Here is an 18,708-nt window from a genome sequence, read left to right as displayed (position 1 = left end):
GTGGTGTTCTTTGAACGAATCGCTAAACTGCGCCAGCTCTTTATTATTTATGAGGCTGTGTGTTTATGAAGTTTCGTCTTCTACTCTGGGTGCTGGGCCTGATGATGGGCAAAGCCAGCCGCACCAATCCTGCCTTCCAGCAACAGCTGGGTGACAAAGACCTCGCTTTCCAGTTGCAGACCCTCGACGGCAAGGTTGCCCGTCACTTCATCGTCAAAGACCAACGCATCACCAGCCGCTCGGGTGTCCACCCGGCGCCGGCGTTTGCCATCGCGTTCAAGGATGCCGCCTACGGCTTCGCCACGATGCAGGCGAAGAACAAGCAATTGGCGTTCATGACGGGGATTCAGGACAAGTCGATCCAGATCAAGGGCAACCCGGCGCTGGTGATCTGGTTCCAGGGGTTGACCAAGTATTTGGGGCGTAAGCGCAGCTCCAAGCGATGAGCCACAAGCTGCAAGCTTGAAGCTGACTACTTGAAGCTTGCAGCTGCTGTTAAGCCTGGCTGAACTGCGACGCCAGCTCACGCAACAGCACCTCGGCATCCAGCACCTTGGCCACTACTTCTTCAGCCTTGTCACGGCTCAAGCCCAAACGCTCAAGCAGTTCGTCCGGGATGGTCTCATCCGGCCCGGAGCCAATCCCTCGGCTGCGCAACAGGCGCACGGCCAGGCACACCAGGTTCGGGTACTCGGCGTATTGCCCATCGTAGGTCGGGTCGTGCTGGAAACGCAGGGCAGTGGACAGTTCGTCCGGCATGTCCCAGTAGCGCATCAGCCAGGCGCCGATCTGCTCGCGGCTGATGCCCAGCAAGTGTTGCTCCACATAGCTGTGGCACAGGTGTGGGTTGACCTCCAGGTGGCGGCAGATCAGCGAGAAGTGCGGCGGGAATACATGGGCCAGCAACAGGTAACCGAAGTTGTGCAGCAGGCCGGCCAGGTAGGTCAGGCCGGCTTCCGGGCGCTGGGCGCGGGGCATGGCGCGGGTCAGGCCTTCGATCACGGCGGCGGTGTAGATGGACTGGTGCCAGTACGGCGTGGCCTGGTGCGGGTGGTCCTTGGGCAGGCTCAAGGTCTTGCCCAGGGCCAGGCCCAGTGCGAGGTTGATCACCAGGTCAAAACCCAGCACGCGCACGATGGCATCTTCCACCGAGCGGATCTTGCCCGGCGATGCGTAGTACGGCGAGGCGGCCCAGCTCACCACTTGGGCGGCCAGGGCCGGGTCGGTCTCGACCACGCCGGTGATGTCGTCGATGGTAGCGTTGGGGTCGACGCGCAGCTTGATGATCTTCTGTGCGGTGTCGGCCAGCGGTGGAATCTCGATAGTCGCTTCCAGGCGTTGCTGGATGCGACGGGCGGTGAATGCCTGCATCGCCTGGGTGATTTCCTCACGGTCATCATTGGGGCGGTCGAGGTTCGGGCGGATGTTGCTCAGTGGCTCACCGAACTGGGCGGCGCTGGCCTTGGTGAGCATGGTCTTGAACGCGTCGCTGGCGATCTCCAGCAGCAGCCCGGCTTCACCCGAATGCACCAGCAGGCTCGACTCGTTGAGCAGGCTGCCTTCGTACAGGCACGGCGAACTGGTGAGGGCCGGCAGGCCCGGCAGCAGGCTCAGGTCGTGCTTGCCCAGCATGCGCGCGACGCGATCCGGCGACACGGCCGTAAGGCGGCGACCCGTGAGTTCAGTGAGGCGGTTGAGGTCCAGCAGTTGGCTCTGCGGAAACAACACCATCAGGGCGCCCACCGCGTCTTCCAGCAATACCGCCTGGACTTTTTGCGCAGGATTCAGGCCCGGATGTTCGGTGACTTCCGTGTAGCTGATGGCGAGTTTTGCGAGCAAAGCCCGAATGACCGGCGGGGCGGTCAGTGGGGCTGTGGCGAGGGCAACTTCTGACATGGCCTGATCCAATTTCCTACATTCACCGAAGTATAACCAGCTTGATACAACTGTAGGTCGGATAAGTGAGTCAGGTGTCACACTTGGCCGTATTGCTGCCCATGACGCAGCCAGCGGTCCAGCAGCGGGCTGACGTGATCCGGCCAGCGCTCCAGCAGCGCTTGCGCTGCATCGCGCACCGCAGGCAACAGGTCGGCGTCGCGCATCAGGTCGGCGACCTTGAATTGCAGCAGGCCGGTCTGGCGGGTGCCGAGCATTTCGCCGGGGCCGCGCAGTTCGAGGTCTTTTTCGGCGATGACAAAACCGTCGTTGGTTTCGCGCATGATCCCCAGGCGCTGGCGACCGATCTGCGACAGCGGCGGGTGGTAGAGCAGCACGCAGTGGCTGGCGGCGCTGCCCCGGCCGACGCGGCCGCGCAGTTGGTGCAATTGCGCCAGGCCCAGGCGCTCGGGGTTCTCGATGATCATCAGGCTGGCGTTGGGCACGTCCACGCCCACTTCAATCACGGTGGTAGCGACCAGCAGTTGCAGGTTGCCGGCCTTGAATTCGGCCATCACCGCCGCCTTTTCCGCGGGCTTCATGCGCCCGTGGATCAGCCCGACCTTGAGTTCGCCCAAGGCGCTGGTGAGGTCTTCATAGGTGGTCTCGGCGGCCTGGCAGGTCAGTTCCTCGGACTCTTCGATCAGCGTGCACACCCAGTACGCCTGGCGGCCTTCGGCGCAGGCGCCGCGCACACGCTCGATCACTTCGACGCGGCGCGTATCGGTGACCAGCACGGTGTTGACCGGTGTGCGCCCGGGGGGCAGTTCGTCGAGGATCGAGGTGTCGAGATCGGCGTAGGCACTCATGGCCAGGGTGCGCGGGATCGGGGTGGCGGTCATGATCAGCTGGTGCGGGTTCATGCGCCCGCCCACGCCTTTCTGGCGCAGGGCCAGGCGCTGCTGCACGCCGAAGCGGTGCTGTTCGTCGATGATCACCAGGGCCAGGTTCTTGAACTGGACTTCGTCCTGGAACAGCGCATGGGTGCCCACCACCATCGGTGCGCCGCCAGCGATCTGCTCCAGCGCCGCTGCACGCGTCTTGCCCTTGAGCTTGCCGGCCAGCCACGCGACTTCCAGGCCCAGGGGCTCAAGCCAGCGCTTGAACGTGATGAAGTGCTGCTCGGCAAGGATCTCGGTGGGCGCCATCAGCGCCACCTGGTAACCGGCTTCCAGGGCTTGCAGGGCGGCGAGGGCGGCGACCACGGTCTTGCCCGCGCCTACGTCGCCCTGGATCAGGCGCAGCATCGGCTCGTGCTGGCTGAGGTCGTAGGCGATTTCATTGCCCACGCGCTGCTGGGCTCCCGTCGGCGCAAAGCCGAGGTTGGCCAGGTATTGCGCAGGCAGGCGCGTAGCCTTGGGCATGGCGGGCGCACGCAGGGAGCGCATGCTTTCGCGCAGGCGTTGCTGGGACAACTGGTGAGTCAACAGCTCTTCGAACGCCAGGCGGTGCTGGGCCCAGTGATGACCGAGGGCCAGTTCGTCGACATCGGCATCCGCGGGTGGGTGATGCAGGTAGCGAATTGCATCGGCCAGCGGCGCCAGTTGATAGTCGCGGGCCAGCTCCAGGGGCAGCCAGTCGGGCAGGCTCTGCGGACCGAGCATGCCCAGGGTCTGCATGCACAATTGGCGCAGGCGTTGTTGGGTCAGGCCTTCGGTGAGCGGGTAGATCGGCGTCAGGGTGGTGTCCACTGGGGGCGGTTCGTCGCCGGTAATGGCGCGGTACTCCGGGTGGTAGATCTCCAGGCCCGAGGCGCCGGGGCGGGCTTCGCCGTAGCAGCGCACGCGGGTGCCACGCTTGAGGCCTTCCTTTTGTGCATTGCTGAAATGGTAGAAGCGCAGGCTCAGGCCACCGGTGCCGTCCTGCAGGCGCACCACCAGGCTGCGGCGCTTGCCCATCACCACGTCGGCGCCGCTGACGGTGCCTTCGACCACCGCATCCTGCCCAGGGCGCAGTTGGCCGATGGGCACCACGCGGGTGCGATCCTGATAGCGCAAGGGCAGGTGAAACAGCACGTCCTGGAGGTTTTCCAGACCGACCTTGGCCAGCTTCTCGGCCATGGCCTCACCGACACCCTTGAGTGCCGTCACCGACACCTGCGACAGCTCCGTCATACGTTTACTTAGCTCGCAGCAGGCGGCTTGGCCACCGAACACAGGCGGATCGAGTCGGCGAGGATCTCAATCGCTTTGGGCCGTGGGAAGCTGGCGCGCCAGGCGATCGCCACGGTGCGAAACGGCACCGGTGGCGTGAGTGGACGCACTTCGATCACGCCGGGGGCATAGTGATGGCTGTCCACTGCCGACAGCGGCAGGATCGAGATGCCCAGGCCGGAAGCGACCATATGGCGGATGGTTTCCAGGGAGCTGGATTCCACGGTGGTGTGCTTGGCGCCGTCGTTGCCTTTGGTCAGGGTGGGGCAGGCTTCCAGCACCTGGTCGCGGAAGCAGTGGCCTTCGCCGAGCAGCAGCAGGCTCTTGTCGTTGAGCAGGCCGGCGTCGATGGTGTCTTTTTGCGTCCACGGATGGGAGGCGGGCATCAGCACGTAGAACGGCTCGTCGTAGAGCGGCAGGGTCAACACATCCGCTTCGTTGAATGGCAGGGCGATGATGATCGCGTCCAGCTCGCCGTTGCGCAGTTTGTCGCGCAGCACGTGGGTGAAGTTTTCTTCGATATACAGCGGCATCTGCGGTGCGACGCGGTGCAGCTGCGGGATCAGGTGCGGGAACAGGTACGGGCCGACGGTATAGATGGCGCCGACTTTCAGCGGTGCGGTCAGCTGGTTCTTGCCGGCCTGGGCCAGTTCGCGAATGCTTTGCGCTTGTTCCAGCACCTTCTGGGCCTGGGCAACGATGCCTTCGCCCACCGGGGTGAGGCGCACGGCGCTCTTGCTGCGCTCGAAAATCAGCACACCGAGTTCGTCTTCAAGCTTTTTCACGCCCACCGACAGCGTCGGCTGGCTGACATGGCAACGCTCGGCCGCGTGGCCAAAGTGTTGCTCTTGGGCGAGGGTAACGATGTAGCGTAATTCTGTAAGAGTCATAGCGGGCGTCCATGAGGTTGCGGGCCAAGCATACCGGCTGCAATCGATAGACGCACGTTATCAGAACTTTGCTGGGGATTGAGGGGGGAATGCGCGGGATTTTGCTGAGAGTGGCGAGGGGTGTCCCTCGCCACTTTCATTTTCAGCGACGACGTTTTTCGATGTTGTACACGAACGGTGCAACGATCTCGATGCTGCCGCCTTTGAGCATATCGGCCGGCGGCTTGGGCAGCGGCTGGGCACGACGGATCATGTCCAGGGTGGCGCGGTCCAGGTCGGCGTTGCCGGAACGGCCCACCAACTCGTAGGACAGCACGTTACCGTCGGCGTCGACCACGAAGCGCAAGCGGTTCAGGCCTTCCTTGCCACGGGCCTGGGCACCTGGCGGGTACTTCTTGTACTTCTGCAAGTGCGCCAGCAGGCTGCCTTCCCAGGAAGCTTTGGCAGCGACCTGCTGGGGCGACGGCCCAGGAACCGGCTGGGCCGATTTTTCAGCTGGGGTGTTGGTCGGTGGCGTTTCGCTCGGCGGCTCTTCGGAAGGTTTCTCCTTGGGCGGCTCGGGTTTTTTCTCCACCGGTTTGGGCGGCTGAGGCTTCGGCTTGGGTTTGACCGGCTTAGGCACCTGGATCGTTGGCTTGGGTGCCTCGGCCAGCTTCGGCAAAGGCAGCTCTTCGACCGGCGCAGGCGGTTGCGGCGGCGTGACGACCTTGGGCGGTGCCGGAGGCGGCGGCGCTGGCATCGGCGCCAGATCAATGACCATGGCAGCCGGTGGCAGTTGCGGCTGGCGCGGAACCGACATATGGAGCATCAACGCAATCGCGACGGCATGCACGCCCAGCACGACGGCAAGGCTGGTGCCATAACGCGTCAGTTTGTGGCGCGTCGTGATCATTTCTTGGCTGCCGTCTCAAGTCCGACCAGGCCTACCTTGAGGTAGCCGGCTGCCCGTAGGGCATCCATCACGCTCATCAGGTTGCCGTAGTCCACGCCCTTGTCGGCCTGGAAGAAGATCGTCGTGTCTTTCTTGCCTTGGGTCTTGGCATCGAGCACCTGCCCCAGGGTTTCGGCTTTGACTTCTTCTTCACCCAGGAACAGGCGTTGGTCCGCCTTGACGCTGAGGAACACCGGTTTCTCCGGCCGCGGCGCCGGCTTGGCGCTGGACGCGGGCAGGTCAACCTTGATGTCCACGGTGGCTAATGGCGCGGCCACCATGAAGATGATCAGCAGCACCAGCATCACGTCGATAAACGGCGTGACGTTGATTTCGTGGTTCTCGACGAGTTCGTCGTCGCCTTGATTCAAATGCAGGCCCATGGCCGATTACCCCACTTTCACCATGTGCGGTTGCGAGCTGCGCTCGGTAGGCAGGTGATCGAGGTCGCGGCTGACCAGCAGCAGGACTTCTGCCGACGCGTCCGATACCTGGGCCTTGTAGCCGGCAATCGAACGGGCGAAGACGTTGTAGATCACTACCGCAGGAATCGCGGCGACCAGGCCGAGAGCGGTTGCCAGCAAGGCTTCGGCGATGCCGGGGGCAACGACGGCGAGGTTGGTGGTCTGGGTTTTGGCGATGCCGATGAAGCTGTTCATGATGCCCCATACGGTACCGAACAGACCGACGAACGGCGCGGTTGAACCGATGGTAGCCAGCACACCCGTGCCGCTGCTCATGTTACGGCCGCAGGCTGCAACGAGACGCTCCAGGCGGAAAGCCACGCGTTCCTTGATGCCTTCTTTTTCACGGGTGTTGGCCGACAGGCGCATTTCTTCCAGCGCGTCGTGCACCAGGGTGTTGGCCAGGGTGCCCTTCTTGGTCGCGCTTTCGCTGGCTTCCTTGAGGGTGGTGGCCTTCTTCAGGTGGACGATTTCAGTGCGCAGACGACGCTTGGCACCCAGCAGCTCGAAGCCTTTGGCGATCCAGATGGTCCAGGTAATGATCGAGGCGATGGCCAGGCCGATCATCACGGCTTTCACCACCACGTCAGCATTCTGGTACATGCCCCATGGCGACAGGTCGTGGGCCATGCCCAGGGTGTTGTCTTCTTCCAGCACTACGCCGGTGTCGTCGGCAGCGGCAGCGGCAGCCGGGTCGGTAGCGGCCGGTGCTGCAGTGGGAGCAGCCGGAGTGGCGGTATTCTGCTCGGCGGCTGCCGGGGTAGCCGGGGCGGTGGCATCGGCGAATGCGGCGGTCGGCGCCAGCATTACGCTGAACAGCAGCGCAGCAATCGCACGCCAGGCGCGGGAAGGGCTGTGAAGCTTGGTTGGCGAAGCGGGGGTTGTATTACATGTCATGCTGGCCGGACCTGAGAGAAAAAAATGAGTGATCGTCCTTCCAGACCCCAAGAGGTCGAGGACAAATGGGCGGTTATTATTGCAAGTAATTCTTGTTAACAGAAGTAATACAGTAACTTTATTTGCCCTTTTTCTGGCCGTCGGTCATCTGCGAGGGCTAATCTAGACCTTTAAGAACGGAGTTTTATGATGTCTGTGCCTTCTGTTGTGATTGCCGGATGTGGCGATGTGGGTAGTCGGCTGGCTAGCCAATTGCTGGCCTCGGAATGGGAGGTTCATGGCCTGCGGCGCGATATTTCACGCCTGCCCGACGGGGTGATTGGCATCGCCGGCGACCTGTTCAACAAGGATTGCCCTGACACCTGGCCGATCGGCGGGGTGGATTACCTGGTGTACTGCGCCGCCGCGACCGACCACGATGAGGCCGGTTATCGCGCGGCTTACGTGCAAGGTTTGCAGCATGTGCTGGAGTGGCTGAAGGATTATGGCCAGGAGCCCAAGCACCTGCTGTTTGTGTCCAGCAGCAGTGTGTATGGCCAGCAAAATGGCGAATGGGTCGACGAAACGTCTGAGACCCAGGCGAAAGGCTATTCCGGGCAGGTGATGCTGGAGGCCGAGCAAGTGGCGCTCAATAGCGGCATCCCGGCAAGCATTGTGCGCCTGACCGGCATCTATGGCCCAGGCCGTGAGTGGCTGCTGACCCAAGTGCGCCAAGGCTACCGTGTGGCGATCGACCCTCCTCTATATGGCAACCGGATTCACGCGGACGATGCGGCGGGCTTGCTCGCGTTTTTGCTGCGGCATGTAGAGCAGGGCGGTTCGCTGGATAAGGTCTATATCGGCGTCGACGACGCACCGGCGCCGCTGGCTGAGGTGGTGGCGTGGTTGCGTGACTACCTGGGCGTGACGGAGTGGTCCGAGGACGCCAGTGTGCGGCGAGCGGGCAGCAAGCAGTGCAGTAATGCCCGAGCCAAGGCGCTGGGTTGGGCGCCGGCCTACCCGAGCTATCGCGAGGGTTATGCGGCCATTCTGAAAGGTTGAAGTACGGTTGAACATGTGGGAGGGGCAAGTCCCCTCCCACATTTAGGCATGCGCTTGGATGGCTATTGCTTCTCAAGCAGCCATTGGCGAGGGCCCGGTGTAAACGAAGGCACTTCGTCGGCCTGGGCGGTGTTGACCGCCTGGAAGATCTCCAGCTGCTTGCCCTTGCGCACGAAGATCCACGGGTTGCCTACGCCGTTGAGTTGCAGCCACATGCTGTCGTAGCCGCCGCTCATGGAGGCGCAGTCACCGGCCAGGCACAGTGAGTACCGATCGACATTGGGCAGGCCCACGACCTTGCCGTCGGGCTGGAACTGCACGATGGCGCCGTTGCCGAAGCCGTCAGTGATCTTCCAGTCGCCGCCCATGTAGGCCGAGTACAGCGCACGCTCGAAGTTGGCGCCCAGTGGCGCGCCTTCTGGTGCGGGTTCCTTGGCGCGTGCGAAAAGCTGTTCGGGCTCGTTGTCGTTGGCCACTTGCAGCAGTTGCTTGTCTTTGCGCTTGAGCTCGGTGGCGGAGCTGCCATAGAAGTCGACGCTCCAGGCGCCGGATTGCTCACCGAGCAACTTGCCTTCGGCTACTTCAAAACCGTTGTAGTAGCGCGCCTGCGAGGCCTTGGGGTTGACCTCCCATTCGAGGTTCGGGCCAAAGCTTTGCAGTGCTTCACGCAAAGGGCCGCCTTTGGCTGCCGCATCGATGGCGACCTGGTTGATCCAGGTGCCGCTCACATCCAGGTCGGCAGGGTTGCTGGCGCAGCCGCCGAGCAACAGGGCGAGCAACGAAGAGGCTACAAGCGCTTTGCGCATCATGAAATCCTTTTAAAACGAAGTCGGCGCAGCCTGTGGAGGCTGCGCCGGGTGTTTTACTCGATGACCAGAATCGCGTCCATCTCAACCTGCGCGCCCTTTGGCAGGGCTGCAACGCCAATGGCGGCACGGGCTGGGTAAGGTTGTTCGAAGTACTTGCCCATGATCTCGTTGACCTTGGCGAAGTGGCTCAGGTCGGTGAGGAAGATGTTCAGTTTGACGATGTCCTTGAAGGAGCCGCCTGCAGCTTCGGCCACGGACTTGAGGTTTTCAAAGACCTGTACGGTCTGGGCTTCGAAGCCTTCCACCAGTTCCATGGTCTTTGGGTCCAGCGGGATCTGGCCGGACATGTAGACGGTGTTGCCTGCCTTGATGGCCTGGGAGTAAGTACCGATGGCGGCTGGGGCTTTGTCGCTGGTGATAACGGTCTTGGTCATGAATGACTCCTTGTAATGGATGGGCTACGCACGCATGCGGGTGATGCGGATCACACCGGTCAAGGCGCGCAGTTTCTTGATCACGCGGGCCAGGTGCACGCGGTCATGCACGCTGACCACCAGCTGGACCACGCTGATGCGACCATCGCGCTCGTCCATGCTGATTTTCTCGATGTTGCCGTCGGCTGCGTTGACGCTGCTGGCCAGCAGGGCGATCAGGCCGCGCTGGTGTTCCAGCTCCACGCGCAGCTCGACGTTGAATTCGCCGGTGACATCCTTGGCCCACGAGAGCTGGATGCATTTTTCCGGGTTGTGACGGATCTCGGTGATGTTGCGGCAGTTGTCGAGGTGAACCACCATGCCTTTGCCAGCCGACAGGTGGCCCACGATCGGGTCGCCCGGGATCGGCGTGCAGCATTTGGCGTAGCTGAGCACCAGGCCCTCGGTTCCGCGAATCGCCAGTGGGCCTTCCGGGCTTGGCAGTTGTTCGCCTTCACCCAGCAGGCGGCGGGCGACCACGTAGGCCATGCGGTTGCCCAGGCCAATATCTTCCAACAGGTCTTCGATGGTTTCCTGGCGGTACTCGTGGAGCATCGCTTGCACGCGCTCTTGCGGAATCTTGTCCAGGGCGCTGTCGAAGCCGTTGAGCACTTTGTTCAGCAGGCGTTCGCCCAGGCTGATGGACTCGGAGCGGCGCTGCAGTTTCAGCGCGTGGCGGATGTGCGTGCGCGCCTTGCCGGTGACCACGAAGTTCAGCCACGCCGGGTTCGGGCGCGCGCCGGGTGCACTGACGATCTCGACCGTGGAGCCGCTTTGCAGCGGTTCCGACAGCGGGGCCAGGCGGCGGTTGATCCGGCAGGCAATGCAGCTGTTACCGACGTCGGTGTGCACCGCGTAGGCAAAGTCGACCGCGGTGGAGCCTTTGGGCAGCTCCATGATCCGGCCTTTGGGCGTGAACACGTAGACCTCGTCCGGGAACAGGTCGATCTTCACGCTTTCGATAAATTCCAGGGAGTTGCCGGCACGTTGCTGCATTTCCAGCACGCCCTTGACCCACTGGCGGGCGCGGGCATGGGTGCCTTTGGGCTGCTCGTCGCCGCTGGATTTGTACAGCCAATGGGCGGCGATGCCGTTGTTGGCCATCTCTTCCATTTCGCGGGTACGGATCTGGATCTCGATCGGCACCCCGTGCATACCGAACAGCGTGGTATGCAGCGATTGATAGCCGTTGGCCTTGGGAATGGCGATGTAGTCCTTGAAGCGCCCCGGCAGGGGTTTGTACAAATTATGTACAGCGCCGAGCACGCGGTAGCAGGTATCGACCTTGTCCACGATGATGCGGAACGCGTACACGTCCATGATCTCGTTAAAGGCCCGGCGCTTGCCGCGCATCTTCTTGTAGATGCCGTAGATGTGCTTCTGCCGGCCACTGACCTCGCCCTCGATTTCGTCGATCGCCAGGCAATGGCTCAGGGATTCTTCGATCTTGTTGACGATTTCCTTGCGGTTGCCCCGGGCGCGCTTGACGGCCTGGTAGATGCGCGCCGAACGCATCGGGTGCATGGCCTTGAAGCCGAGGTCTTCGAACTCGATACGAATGGCGTGCATGCCCAGCCGGTTGGCGATGGGCGCGTAGATTTCCAGGGTTTCCTTGGCGATGCGCCGGCGTTTTTCGCCGGACAGCACTTCCAGCGTGCGCATGTTGTGCAGCCGGTCGGCCAGCTTGACCAGGATCACGCGGATATCCCGGGCCATGGCCATGGCCATCTTCTGGAAGTTTTCCGCCTGGGCTTCGGCCTTGGTCTCGAAGTTCATCTGGGTCAGTTTGCTGACCCCGTCGACCAGTTCGGCCACGGTTTCGCCAAATTGCGCGCTGAGCGCCTCCTTGGCAATACCGGTGTCTTCGATCACGTCATGCAGCATCGCGGCCATCAGGCTCTGATGGTCCATGTGCATGTCGGCCAGGATATTCGCCACCGCAAGAGGATGGGTGACGTACGCCTCACCGCTTCGGCGGCGTTGGCCGTCGTGGGCTTGTTCGGCGTAGAAATACGCTCGGCGGACCAGGTTGACCTGGTCGGGGCCGAGGTAGGTCGATAAGCGATCGGCGAGGGCGTCTATGCTCGGCAAAGTGTGAACTCCTGCCGAAGGCTGTGACCCCGCGCCGTGCTACGTCGACCAGGCATAGGCTTAGACGGCCTCGTTGGACTCGTCCTCGAACGCTGCAAACAGCGGTTCGTCTTCAACGATTTCAGCGTTGGCGATGAACTCGTAGCTCATCAGGCCTTCAGCGATTTCACGCAGGGCTACAACGGTAGGCTTGTCGTTTTCCCACTGGACCAGGGGCTCTTTGCCGCCAGTGGCCAGTTGACGGGCACGCTTGGTAGAGAGCATGACCAGCTCAAAGCGGTTTGCCACGTGGTCTAGGCAGTCTTCAACGGTTACGCGGGCCATGATATTCCTCGGAGCGAATGCAAGATGCGCGCTGCCCGGTTGGGCGAGCGGACTAAACAGTTTAAAAAATCACCAGCGTTTAGGGAAGCGCTGATTTTTCGCAGGCCCTCGCAAAACCGCTACAAGCGCCAATGTAAAGCCCCTGCAGCGGTTTTGGGAAGAGCCAATCAGCCAAGCAGTTCGGCCAGTAATTTGCCGAAACGCTGCTGTTGACGCTTTTGCTGGAGTTGATTAGCGCGGAAAATCGCCTTCAGGTCGTCCAGTGCGTGGGAAAAATCGTCGTTAATGATCAGGTAGTCGTAGTCGACATAGTGGCTCATTTCGCTGACGGCTTCCCGCATGCGGCCTTCGATGATCTCGTCGCTGTCCTGGCCACGGTTGGTCAGGCGCTGGTGCAAGGCTTCGAGCGACGGCGGCAGGATGAAGATCGAGCGTGCCTTGGGCATCAGCTGGCGCACTTGCTCGGCGCCCTGCCAGTCGATTTCCAGGATCAGGTCGTGGCCTTCGTCCAGGGTCTGCTGCAGGTGGCTTTGCGAGGTGCCGTAGAGGTTGCCGAAGACCTCGGCGCGCTCGAGGAAGTCGCCATGTTCGATCATCTTGACGAATTCGGTGCGCTCGACGAAGTGATAGTGCACGCCGTTCACCTCGCCCGGGCGCATGGCGCGGGTGGTGTGGGAGATCGAGATGCGAATCTGCTCGTCAGCGTCGGTCAGGGCCTTGACCAGGCTGCTCTTGCCCGCGCCCGAAGGGGCGGAAATGATGTAAAGGGTGCCGGTGCTATGGGTCATGGAGGTTGCCTTACTCAATATTCTGTACTTGTTCGCGCATCTGCTCGATCAACACTTTGAGGTTGACCGCCGCCGTGGTGCTGCGCGGATCGAAAGCCTTGGAGCCCAGTGTATTGGCTTCACGGTTGAGTTCCTGCATCAGGAAGTCCAGGCGCCGACCGGCGGCGCCGCCGGACTTGAGTACGCGGCGCACTTCGAGGATGTGGGTGCTCAGGCGGTCCAGCTCTTCGGCGACATCGCTCTTCTGCGCCAGCAGCACCATCTCCTGCTCCAGGCGCACGGGGTCGAGGTCGGCCTTCATGTCGGTGAAGCGGTCGAGGACCTTCTGGCGTTGGGTGGCGAGCATCTGCGGCACCAGCTCGCGCAAGGTGACCACGTCTGCTTCGATCGACGTCAGGCGTTCGTTGATCAGTCGGGCCAGTTCGACGCCTTCGCGCTCGCGGCCGGCCTTGAGCTCCTTCAATCCCTGGGTGAACAGGGCGAGGGCTTCGGCATTGAGGGCCTGCGGGTCAGTGGCGTCGGCCACCAGCACGCCGGGCCAGGCCAGCACTTCCAGAGGGTTCAGCGCGGCGGGCTGCTTGATCAGGCCGGCGATGGTTTCGGCGGCGGCGACCAGTTGCGCAGCGCGTTCGCGGTCGACCTGCAGCGGCTTGCCGGTGGTTTCCTCGGTAAAGCGCAGGGTGCATTCCAGCTTGCCGCGGGAGATGCCTTGGCGCAGTGCCTCACGCACGGCGCCTTCGAGGTCACGGAAGGATTCCGGCAGGCGCAGGTGCGGCTCCAGGTAGCGGCTGTTGACCGAGCGCAGTTCCCAGCTCAGGGTGCCTTGGGCGCCGGCTTTTTCGACGCGGGCGAAGGCGGTCATGCTGTGCACCATGGAGGTACCTCGCGATGCAGTCCCGCGAAAGCGGGCTGATGGGTGAATTGAAGCCGACAGGCTGCGAAGGCGCGGGATTGTAGCGCAGTGGGGCGAGCGCGCCCAAACAATGGGCGATAGGCTGACCATTCGTAACCAGATTTTTAGAAGTGCCCCGAATCGGCTCGCGGCTCTATAATGCTCGGCAGTTTTTCGTCCTCAGTACAGGTATCCCCTATGAAACGTCCAAGTGGTCGCGCTGCCGATCAGCTCCGCTCGATCCGCATCACCCGCAACTACACCAAACACGCCGAGGGATCCGTACTGGTCGAGTTTGGCGATACCAAGGTTATCTGCACCGTCAGCGTTGAAAATGGCGTGCCGCGTTTCCTTAAAGGCCAGGGCCAGGGTTGGTTGACCGCCGAATACGGCATGCTGCCGCGCGCCACCGGCGAGCGTAACCAGCGTGAAGCCAGCCGTGGCAAGCAAGGCGGCCGCACCCTGGAAATCCAGCGCCTGATCGGGCGCTCGCTGCGCGCGGCGCTGGACATGTCCAAGCTGGGTGACGTGACCCTCTACGTCGACTGCGACGTGATCCAGGCCGATGGCGGTACGCGGACTGCATCCATCACCGGCGCCATGGTGGCGTTGGTGGACGCCCTTAAAGTCATCAAGAAGCGTGGCGGCCTGAAAGGCGGCGACCCACTGAAGCAGATGATCGCCGCCGTATCGGTGGGCATGTACCAGGGCGAGCCGGTGCTGGACCTGGACTACCTGGAAGACTCGGCTGCCGAGACCGATCTGAACGTAGTGATGACCAGTACCGGTGGTTTCATCGAAGTGCAGGGCACCGCCGAAGGTGCGCCATTCCAGCCGGCCGAGCTGAACGCCATGCTGGCCCTGGCCCAGAAAGGCATGACTGAGATCTTCGAACTGCAAAACGCCGCACTGGCTGACTAAGCCGGCTTCAAGGAGAAGCGCCATGAGTGACAGTCAATTGCCGGTTCCGGCACCGACCAAGGAGGTTCGCCAGTGGGCGATGTTGTGTCACTTCGCGGCGTTCCTGGGGTTGGTATTCCCCTTCGGTAGCCTGTTGGGGCCGCTGATCGTGTGGCAGATCAAGAAGGATATGGACCCGCTTATCGATGATCAGGGCAAGGAAGCCCTGAACTTCCAGATCACCGTGGCCATCGCCTGGCTGGTCTGCATGGTGCTGGGGTTCGTGGTGATTGGCTTTCTGCTGATGTTGATCCTGGTGGTGGCGGCGCTGGTGCTGACGATCATCGCTGGCATCAAGGCCAACAACGGCACTGCCTATCGCTACCCGTGGACCTGGCGCCTGGTCAAATAATGAGCGCCCACAAAAAAACCGACAGCGATGTCGGTTTTTTTGTGCCTGGGTAAAGACCTTAGATGGTCAGTGTCCAGTCGTAGTCCACGATCAGCGGCGCGTGCTGCGAGAAGCGCGGCTGGCGCGGCAAACGTGCACTGCGCACGAACCGGCGCAGGCCTGGGGTCAGCAACTGGTAGTCGAAGCGCCAGCCCAGGTTGAGCATCTCAGCCTGTTCATTGTCTGGCCACCAGCTGTACTGGTCGCCTTCGCGGCTGACTTCGCGCAGTGCATCCACATAGCCCATGTTGCCGACAATCTCGTCCATCCAGGCCCGTTCCGGCGCCAGGAAGCCCGGGGATTGCTGGCTGTCGCGCCAGTTCTTGATATCCAGCTTCTGTTGCGCCACGTACAGCGAGCCACAATAAATGTACTCGCGACGTTTGCGTCGCTGTTTATCCAGGTAACGGGCGAAATCGTCCATTAGCTTGAACTTCTGGTTCAAGTCTTCATCGCCGTTCTGCCCCGAAGGAAGCAGCAAGGTCGCGATGCTGACCTTGTCGAAATCGGCTTGCAGGTAGCGCCCGTAGCGGTCGGCTGTCTCGAAGCCGAGGCCGCTGATGACCGCCTTGGGTTGCAACCGCGAGTACAAAGCCACGCCACCTTGGGTGGGCACTTCGGCATCGCAGGCATAAAGGAAGTAGCCATCCAGTTGGAAGGCTGGGTCGTCCAGTTCAAAGGCGGAGGCGCGGGTGTCCTGCAGGCAGATGACGTCGGCATTCTGAGCTTGCAGCCAACTGAGCAAACCACGCTCGACTGCAGCCTGAATACCATTAACGTTCACACTGATGATCCGCATAAATGGCCCCAAAAATCGCGTGCGTGTATGATACACGCCGTCTACCTAATTAGCTAAATCCGTGGTATCTGAGGCTTTTTTCATGCAGGCGTATCAACGCGATTTCATTCGTTTTGCCATCGATCGCGGGGTTTTGCGCTTCGGTGAGTTCACCCTCAAGTCCGGGCGCACCAGCCCGTACTTCTTCAATGCGGGCTTGTTCAACTCGGGTTCGGCCCTGGCTCAGCTGGGGCGTTTCTACGCGGCAGCCATTGTTGAAAGCGGTATTTCCTTCGACGTGCTGTTTGGCCCGGCCTACAAGGGTATCCCCCTGGCCGCTGCAACAGCCGTGGCCCTGGCTGAACATCATGGGCGGGATCTGCCATGGTGCTTCAACCGCAAGGAAGCCAAGGCCCATGGCGAAGGCGGCAGCCTCGTGGGCGCGCCGCTGACCGGCGATGTATTGATCATCGACGACGTGATCACGGCCGGCACCGCTATCCGTGAAGTGATGCAGATCATCGCGTCCCAGGACGGCGCCAAGGCCGCCGGTGTGCTGATCGCGCTGAACCGCCAGGAGCGCGGCAACGGTGAGTTGTCGGCGATCCAGGAAGTGGAGCGTGATTTCGGTATTCCAGTGGTAAGCATCGTGTCGTTGAACCAGGTGTTGCAGTTCCTGGAAGATGATCCGCAGCTCAAGCAGCACTTGCCGGCAGTTAAGGCGTATCGCGAGCAGTTCGGCGTTCAGTAATCGCCACGATAAAAAAGGCCCCGTTCCATTCAATTGATCGGGGCCTTTTTTCAGCTCGGGTTTCGGGGTGCTGCTACTCCCGCAGTCGCAAGGCGCGCAATAAAGCGTCAACCTGCCCGAAAGCGTCTTGTTGCCATTGGTCCGGTGTGCGATCTCCGAGTATTTGGCTGTCTTCGACGAATCGCCTTACGGCGGTCGGGCCATAACCTTCGGCGATATCAAACTTTTCGCCGATGAACTGAAACCCCTGTTCTCCACTCCCGGTTTCCAGTACTGATCGACATTCCTCAGCAAGCGCTTGCATGCCTCCGGGGAAATTACGGACGCAGTAGTAGATGTCATATGCGTCCTTCTGTTTGTGCCTTCCGTTCAGGGCGTATCCCTTCATCGCCAGCAGGGCGGGGATCGAGCACACCGCGACCTCGACACGATTTTTGCCACCCGCAGGCATGGAGCCTTCAATGGCAACCATTTGATAGAAGCGCATCGCCAAGTCGGCACCGTCAGCGCGTTGAACTGCAAAGTCGTTGAGAATGGGAGGTTTGTTCTGGATGATTTCGGCGTCGCGCGGCATCAAGAAGTCCACGATCACATCTATCGCCGATCCACCGTCTTGCACGGCAACCTGGCGAACGAGCTGGAATCGCCGCAGTTCTCCTCTTTGTTCGTACCCATTACCCATCAGTGCTTCAATCAACGTCGCGTACTCGCCATCACCGAGAGCCTCTGCGTCCAAGCTCAAATCGACATCGAGGGTTCCAACGTGCTGCATATCGTCGTTCGCCAGCAGGAGCCAAGGCACCGCGCCACCGATCACTGCAAACTTGCCTTTGAAGGAACCAAGGATCTGACCGATCTCGACTAATACCGCCTTCACGGCAGCTGTCGTTCTGTCGTCATAATCTGAGGCGGATTGAGGTTCTTGAGGGATTAACGAGACCATGTCAGTTTTTCCTGTCGTAGATATTCGGCGGCTTCCTCTCCGCGCTCTCCCGCAACCGATAGATCCAAATATGTCTGAACGGGGCTGGTGCACAGGGCGCCCGGTGCGGGTTCAACGGTGTCCAGTAGGAGTCCTTCGTCGTTGGGTAAAGTGATGACAACGTTCTCTCCCTTTGATGCAGGAACCAACTGTAGTGCTTTAACGAGTCTCTCTAGCCCTTCAATGTCGGCATAAAAGTAATTCGTGCTGATGCGGGCATAGGGTGCGAGCCATTGAGCGGCAGAAAAGGACGAAAAAAGTGCGTGTCCGCCGCTCCTTTCTCCAATAGCGATGCGCGCGGCATTTTCCAATGCGCTGCCATGTAAGGTGGTATAGAAGCCCTTACGCTCTCCTGATGGAGGCTCGTATGCTTCGGCCCATGCATCCAGGAGCGCTTGAGGATCGGATAGACATACGCCGTCGTTTGTAGCTCTTGCCCATTCTCGATTCAGTAGCGCTGTGCGGACATTGCTGACTTGTCCCAGGCTTACCCCGGCGGCTTCGCACAGTTCTACCACCCGCCAGGCTCGGCCCGGATCCCGAAGCATCGTGCGTATGATCTGCGCTGATTTCGGTTTGAAGAAAGACTTAAGCTCCCTGTGCTCCGAGAGCGGCTTGCCAGCTACTTGGTGATCAATGAATACACCATCGAACGAGATCCAGGCATTACCTTCCAGGTCCAGATATCCCACACCCTTTTCCCGACACAGTTGTCTTGCTACGGGTGAAAGATAGGGTGCTACCACAATAGGCGTAGCCTCTGGCCTTTGCTCGCTCACATAGTCGCGAAGCTGAAGTATGGCCGCGTTTATGAATCGGGGCTGGCCGTTTGCTTTTACCTCGCACACCAGAGGGCGTGATTTGCCTGATGCGTTAATCTCGATAATGAAGTCCGGAGTCCAGCCTTTTGAAGGAGGCATAGATTTGAGGCTTTTAATCTCGAGAATCGGTACCTTGCTCAGGAGGCTTCGCAGCGCATCTCTGGAGTGAATTTCGAGTTCTTTCATTAATTGAGCCCTTTTCAGCGAATGTTGAAAATAGCTATTGCGATGAAAAAAGTCGAGGAATTTCACCCTTTATGATGTTTTCAGTGAATGTTGAAATATGCACTAATACTGAAAAATTTCAGCGGCATTTTCGTGATCATCGTTGTAGGCT

Annotated in this window: 20 protein-coding genes; 5 read left to right on the top strand and 15 right to left on the bottom strand. The window is 61.0% G+C overall.

Going from position 1 to position 18,708, the window contains the following annotated elements:
- Nucleotides 1-65: 65 nt before the first annotated feature.
- Nucleotides 66-446 (top strand): helicase, encoded by a 381-nt coding sequence (locus FIV39_RS07220; RefSeq protein WP_065948786.1) that lies wholly within the window; start codon nucleotides 66-68, stop codon nucleotides 444-446.
- A 49-nt stretch (nucleotides 447-495) separates the two neighbouring features.
- Here the strand turns inward: FIV39_RS07220 and FIV39_RS07215 are convergent, their stop codons facing one another.
- The 6 genes from FIV39_RS07215 to exbB form a co-directional block, all read right to left on the bottom strand.
- Entirely contained in the window at nucleotides 496-1,896 is a 1,401-nt protein-coding gene (locus FIV39_RS07215) for an aminoacyl-tRNA deacylase and HDOD domain-containing protein (protein WP_090401429.1), read from the bottom strand.
- Nucleotides 1,897-1,973: 77 nt separating this feature from the next.
- Nucleotides 1,974-4,049, bottom strand: a complete 2,076-nt coding sequence (gene recG, locus FIV39_RS07210) for an ATP-dependent DNA helicase RecG (RefSeq protein ID WP_090401430.1) — start codon at nucleotides 4,047-4,049, stop codon at nucleotides 1,974-1,976.
- 8 nt (nucleotides 4,050-4,057) lie between these two features.
- Nucleotides 4,058-4,978 (bottom strand): hydrogen peroxide-inducible genes activator, encoded by a 921-nt coding sequence (locus tag FIV39_RS07205; protein ID WP_015886540.1) that lies wholly within the window; start codon nucleotides 4,976-4,978, stop codon nucleotides 4,058-4,060.
- 142 nt (nucleotides 4,979-5,120) lie between these two features.
- Complete coding sequence (locus FIV39_RS07200) at nucleotides 5,121-5,870, bottom strand: TonB family protein (RefSeq protein WP_090401431.1); 750 nt, start codon at nucleotides 5,868-5,870, stop codon at nucleotides 5,121-5,123.
- Nucleotides 5,867-6,292 (bottom strand): TonB system transport protein ExbD, encoded by a 426-nt coding sequence (gene exbD, locus FIV39_RS07195; protein ID WP_090401432.1) that lies wholly within the window; start codon nucleotides 6,290-6,292, stop codon nucleotides 5,867-5,869. Before exbD ends, FIV39_RS07200 begins: the two co-directional genes overlap by 4 nt.
- A gap of 6 nt (nucleotides 6,293-6,298) precedes the next feature.
- Nucleotides 6,299-7,270, bottom strand: a complete 972-nt coding sequence (exbB, locus tag FIV39_RS07190; RefSeq protein WP_090401433.1) for a tonB-system energizer ExbB — start codon at nucleotides 7,268-7,270, stop codon at nucleotides 6,299-6,301.
- Nucleotides 7,271-7,459: 189 nt separating this feature from the next.
- Here exbB and FIV39_RS07185 point away from each other — a divergent pair, with 189 nt between their 5' ends.
- Nucleotides 7,460-8,311 (top strand): SDR family oxidoreductase, encoded by an 852-nt coding sequence (locus FIV39_RS07185; RefSeq protein WP_090401434.1) that lies wholly within the window; start codon nucleotides 7,460-7,462, stop codon nucleotides 8,309-8,311.
- Nucleotides 8,312-8,373: 62 nt separating this feature from the next.
- On the opposite strand, the gene FIV39_RS07180 is transcribed toward FIV39_RS07185, so the two are convergent.
- From FIV39_RS07180 to FIV39_RS07155, 6 genes are all read right to left on the bottom strand, one after another.
- A complete protein-coding gene (locus FIV39_RS07180; RefSeq protein WP_090401435.1) occupies nucleotides 8,374-9,117 on the bottom strand; it encodes a hypothetical protein in 744 nt (247 codons plus the stop codon).
- Between the two features lie 56 nt (nucleotides 9,118-9,173).
- Complete coding sequence (locus FIV39_RS07175; RefSeq protein ID WP_003176922.1) at nucleotides 9,174-9,554, bottom strand: RidA family protein; 381 nt, start codon at nucleotides 9,552-9,554, stop codon at nucleotides 9,174-9,176.
- Nucleotides 9,555-9,578: 24 nt separating this feature from the next.
- A complete protein-coding gene (gene spoT / locus FIV39_RS07170; RefSeq protein WP_015886535.1) occupies nucleotides 9,579-11,684 on the bottom strand; it encodes a bifunctional GTP diphosphokinase/guanosine-3',5'-bis pyrophosphate 3'-pyrophosphohydrolase in 2,106 nt (701 codons plus the stop codon).
- 60 nt (nucleotides 11,685-11,744) lie between these two features.
- Nucleotides 11,745-12,008, bottom strand: a complete 264-nt coding sequence (gene rpoZ / locus FIV39_RS07165) for a DNA-directed RNA polymerase subunit omega (protein WP_017735757.1) — start codon at nucleotides 12,006-12,008, stop codon at nucleotides 11,745-11,747.
- 167 nt (nucleotides 12,009-12,175) lie between these two features.
- A complete protein-coding gene (gmk, locus tag FIV39_RS07160; RefSeq protein ID WP_027608284.1) occupies nucleotides 12,176-12,796 on the bottom strand; it encodes a guanylate kinase in 621 nt (206 codons plus the stop codon).
- A gap of 10 nt (nucleotides 12,797-12,806) precedes the next feature.
- Complete coding sequence (locus FIV39_RS07155; RefSeq protein WP_090401436.1) at nucleotides 12,807-13,670, bottom strand: YicC/YloC family endoribonuclease; 864 nt, start codon at nucleotides 13,668-13,670, stop codon at nucleotides 12,807-12,809.
- A gap of 216 nt (nucleotides 13,671-13,886) precedes the next feature.
- Between FIV39_RS07155 and rph the strand changes: the two genes are divergently transcribed.
- Both rph and FIV39_RS07145 read left to right on the top strand, forming a co-directional pair.
- Entirely contained in the window at nucleotides 13,887-14,609 is a 723-nt protein-coding gene (rph, locus tag FIV39_RS07150) for a ribonuclease PH (RefSeq protein ID WP_016975928.1), read from the top strand.
- Nucleotides 14,610-14,631: 22 nt separating this feature from the next.
- Complete coding sequence (locus FIV39_RS07145) at nucleotides 14,632-15,000, top strand: DUF4870 domain-containing protein (protein WP_053127655.1); 369 nt, start codon at nucleotides 14,632-14,634, stop codon at nucleotides 14,998-15,000.
- A gap of 58 nt (nucleotides 15,001-15,058) precedes the next feature.
- Here the strand turns inward: FIV39_RS07145 and FIV39_RS07140 are convergent, their stop codons facing one another.
- Complete coding sequence (locus tag FIV39_RS07140) at nucleotides 15,059-15,838, bottom strand: exodeoxyribonuclease III (protein WP_003195493.1); 780 nt, start codon at nucleotides 15,836-15,838, stop codon at nucleotides 15,059-15,061.
- Nucleotides 15,839-15,920: 82 nt separating this feature from the next.
- Between FIV39_RS07140 and pyrE the strand changes: the two genes are divergently transcribed.
- On the top strand, nucleotides 15,921-16,568 hold the full coding sequence (gene pyrE / locus FIV39_RS07135) for an orotate phosphoribosyltransferase (protein WP_027608288.1): 648 nt from the start codon (nucleotides 15,921-15,923) through the stop codon (nucleotides 16,566-16,568).
- 73 nt (nucleotides 16,569-16,641) lie between these two features.
- Here the strand turns inward: pyrE and FIV39_RS07130 are convergent, their stop codons facing one another.
- A complete protein-coding gene (locus FIV39_RS07130; protein ID WP_090401437.1) occupies nucleotides 16,642-17,511 on the bottom strand; it encodes a hypothetical protein in 870 nt (289 codons plus the stop codon).
- On the bottom strand, nucleotides 17,499-18,557 hold the full coding sequence (locus tag FIV39_RS07125) for a type IV toxin-antitoxin system AbiEi family antitoxin (protein ID WP_090401438.1): 1,059 nt from the start codon (nucleotides 18,555-18,557) through the stop codon (nucleotides 17,499-17,501). The genes FIV39_RS07130 and FIV39_RS07125 overlap by 13 nt, the downstream gene beginning before the upstream one ends.
- Between the last annotated feature and the right edge of the window lie 151 nt (nucleotides 18,558-18,708).

Source organism: Pseudomonas grimontii (genome assembly GCF_007858185.1).
Taxonomy (GTDB): domain Bacteria; phylum Pseudomonadota; class Gammaproteobacteria; order Pseudomonadales; family Pseudomonadaceae; genus Aquipseudomonas; species Aquipseudomonas grimontii.
Note: the sequence above shows the minus strand (reverse complement) of the source record. Positions and strands in the feature narration are given on the sequence as shown.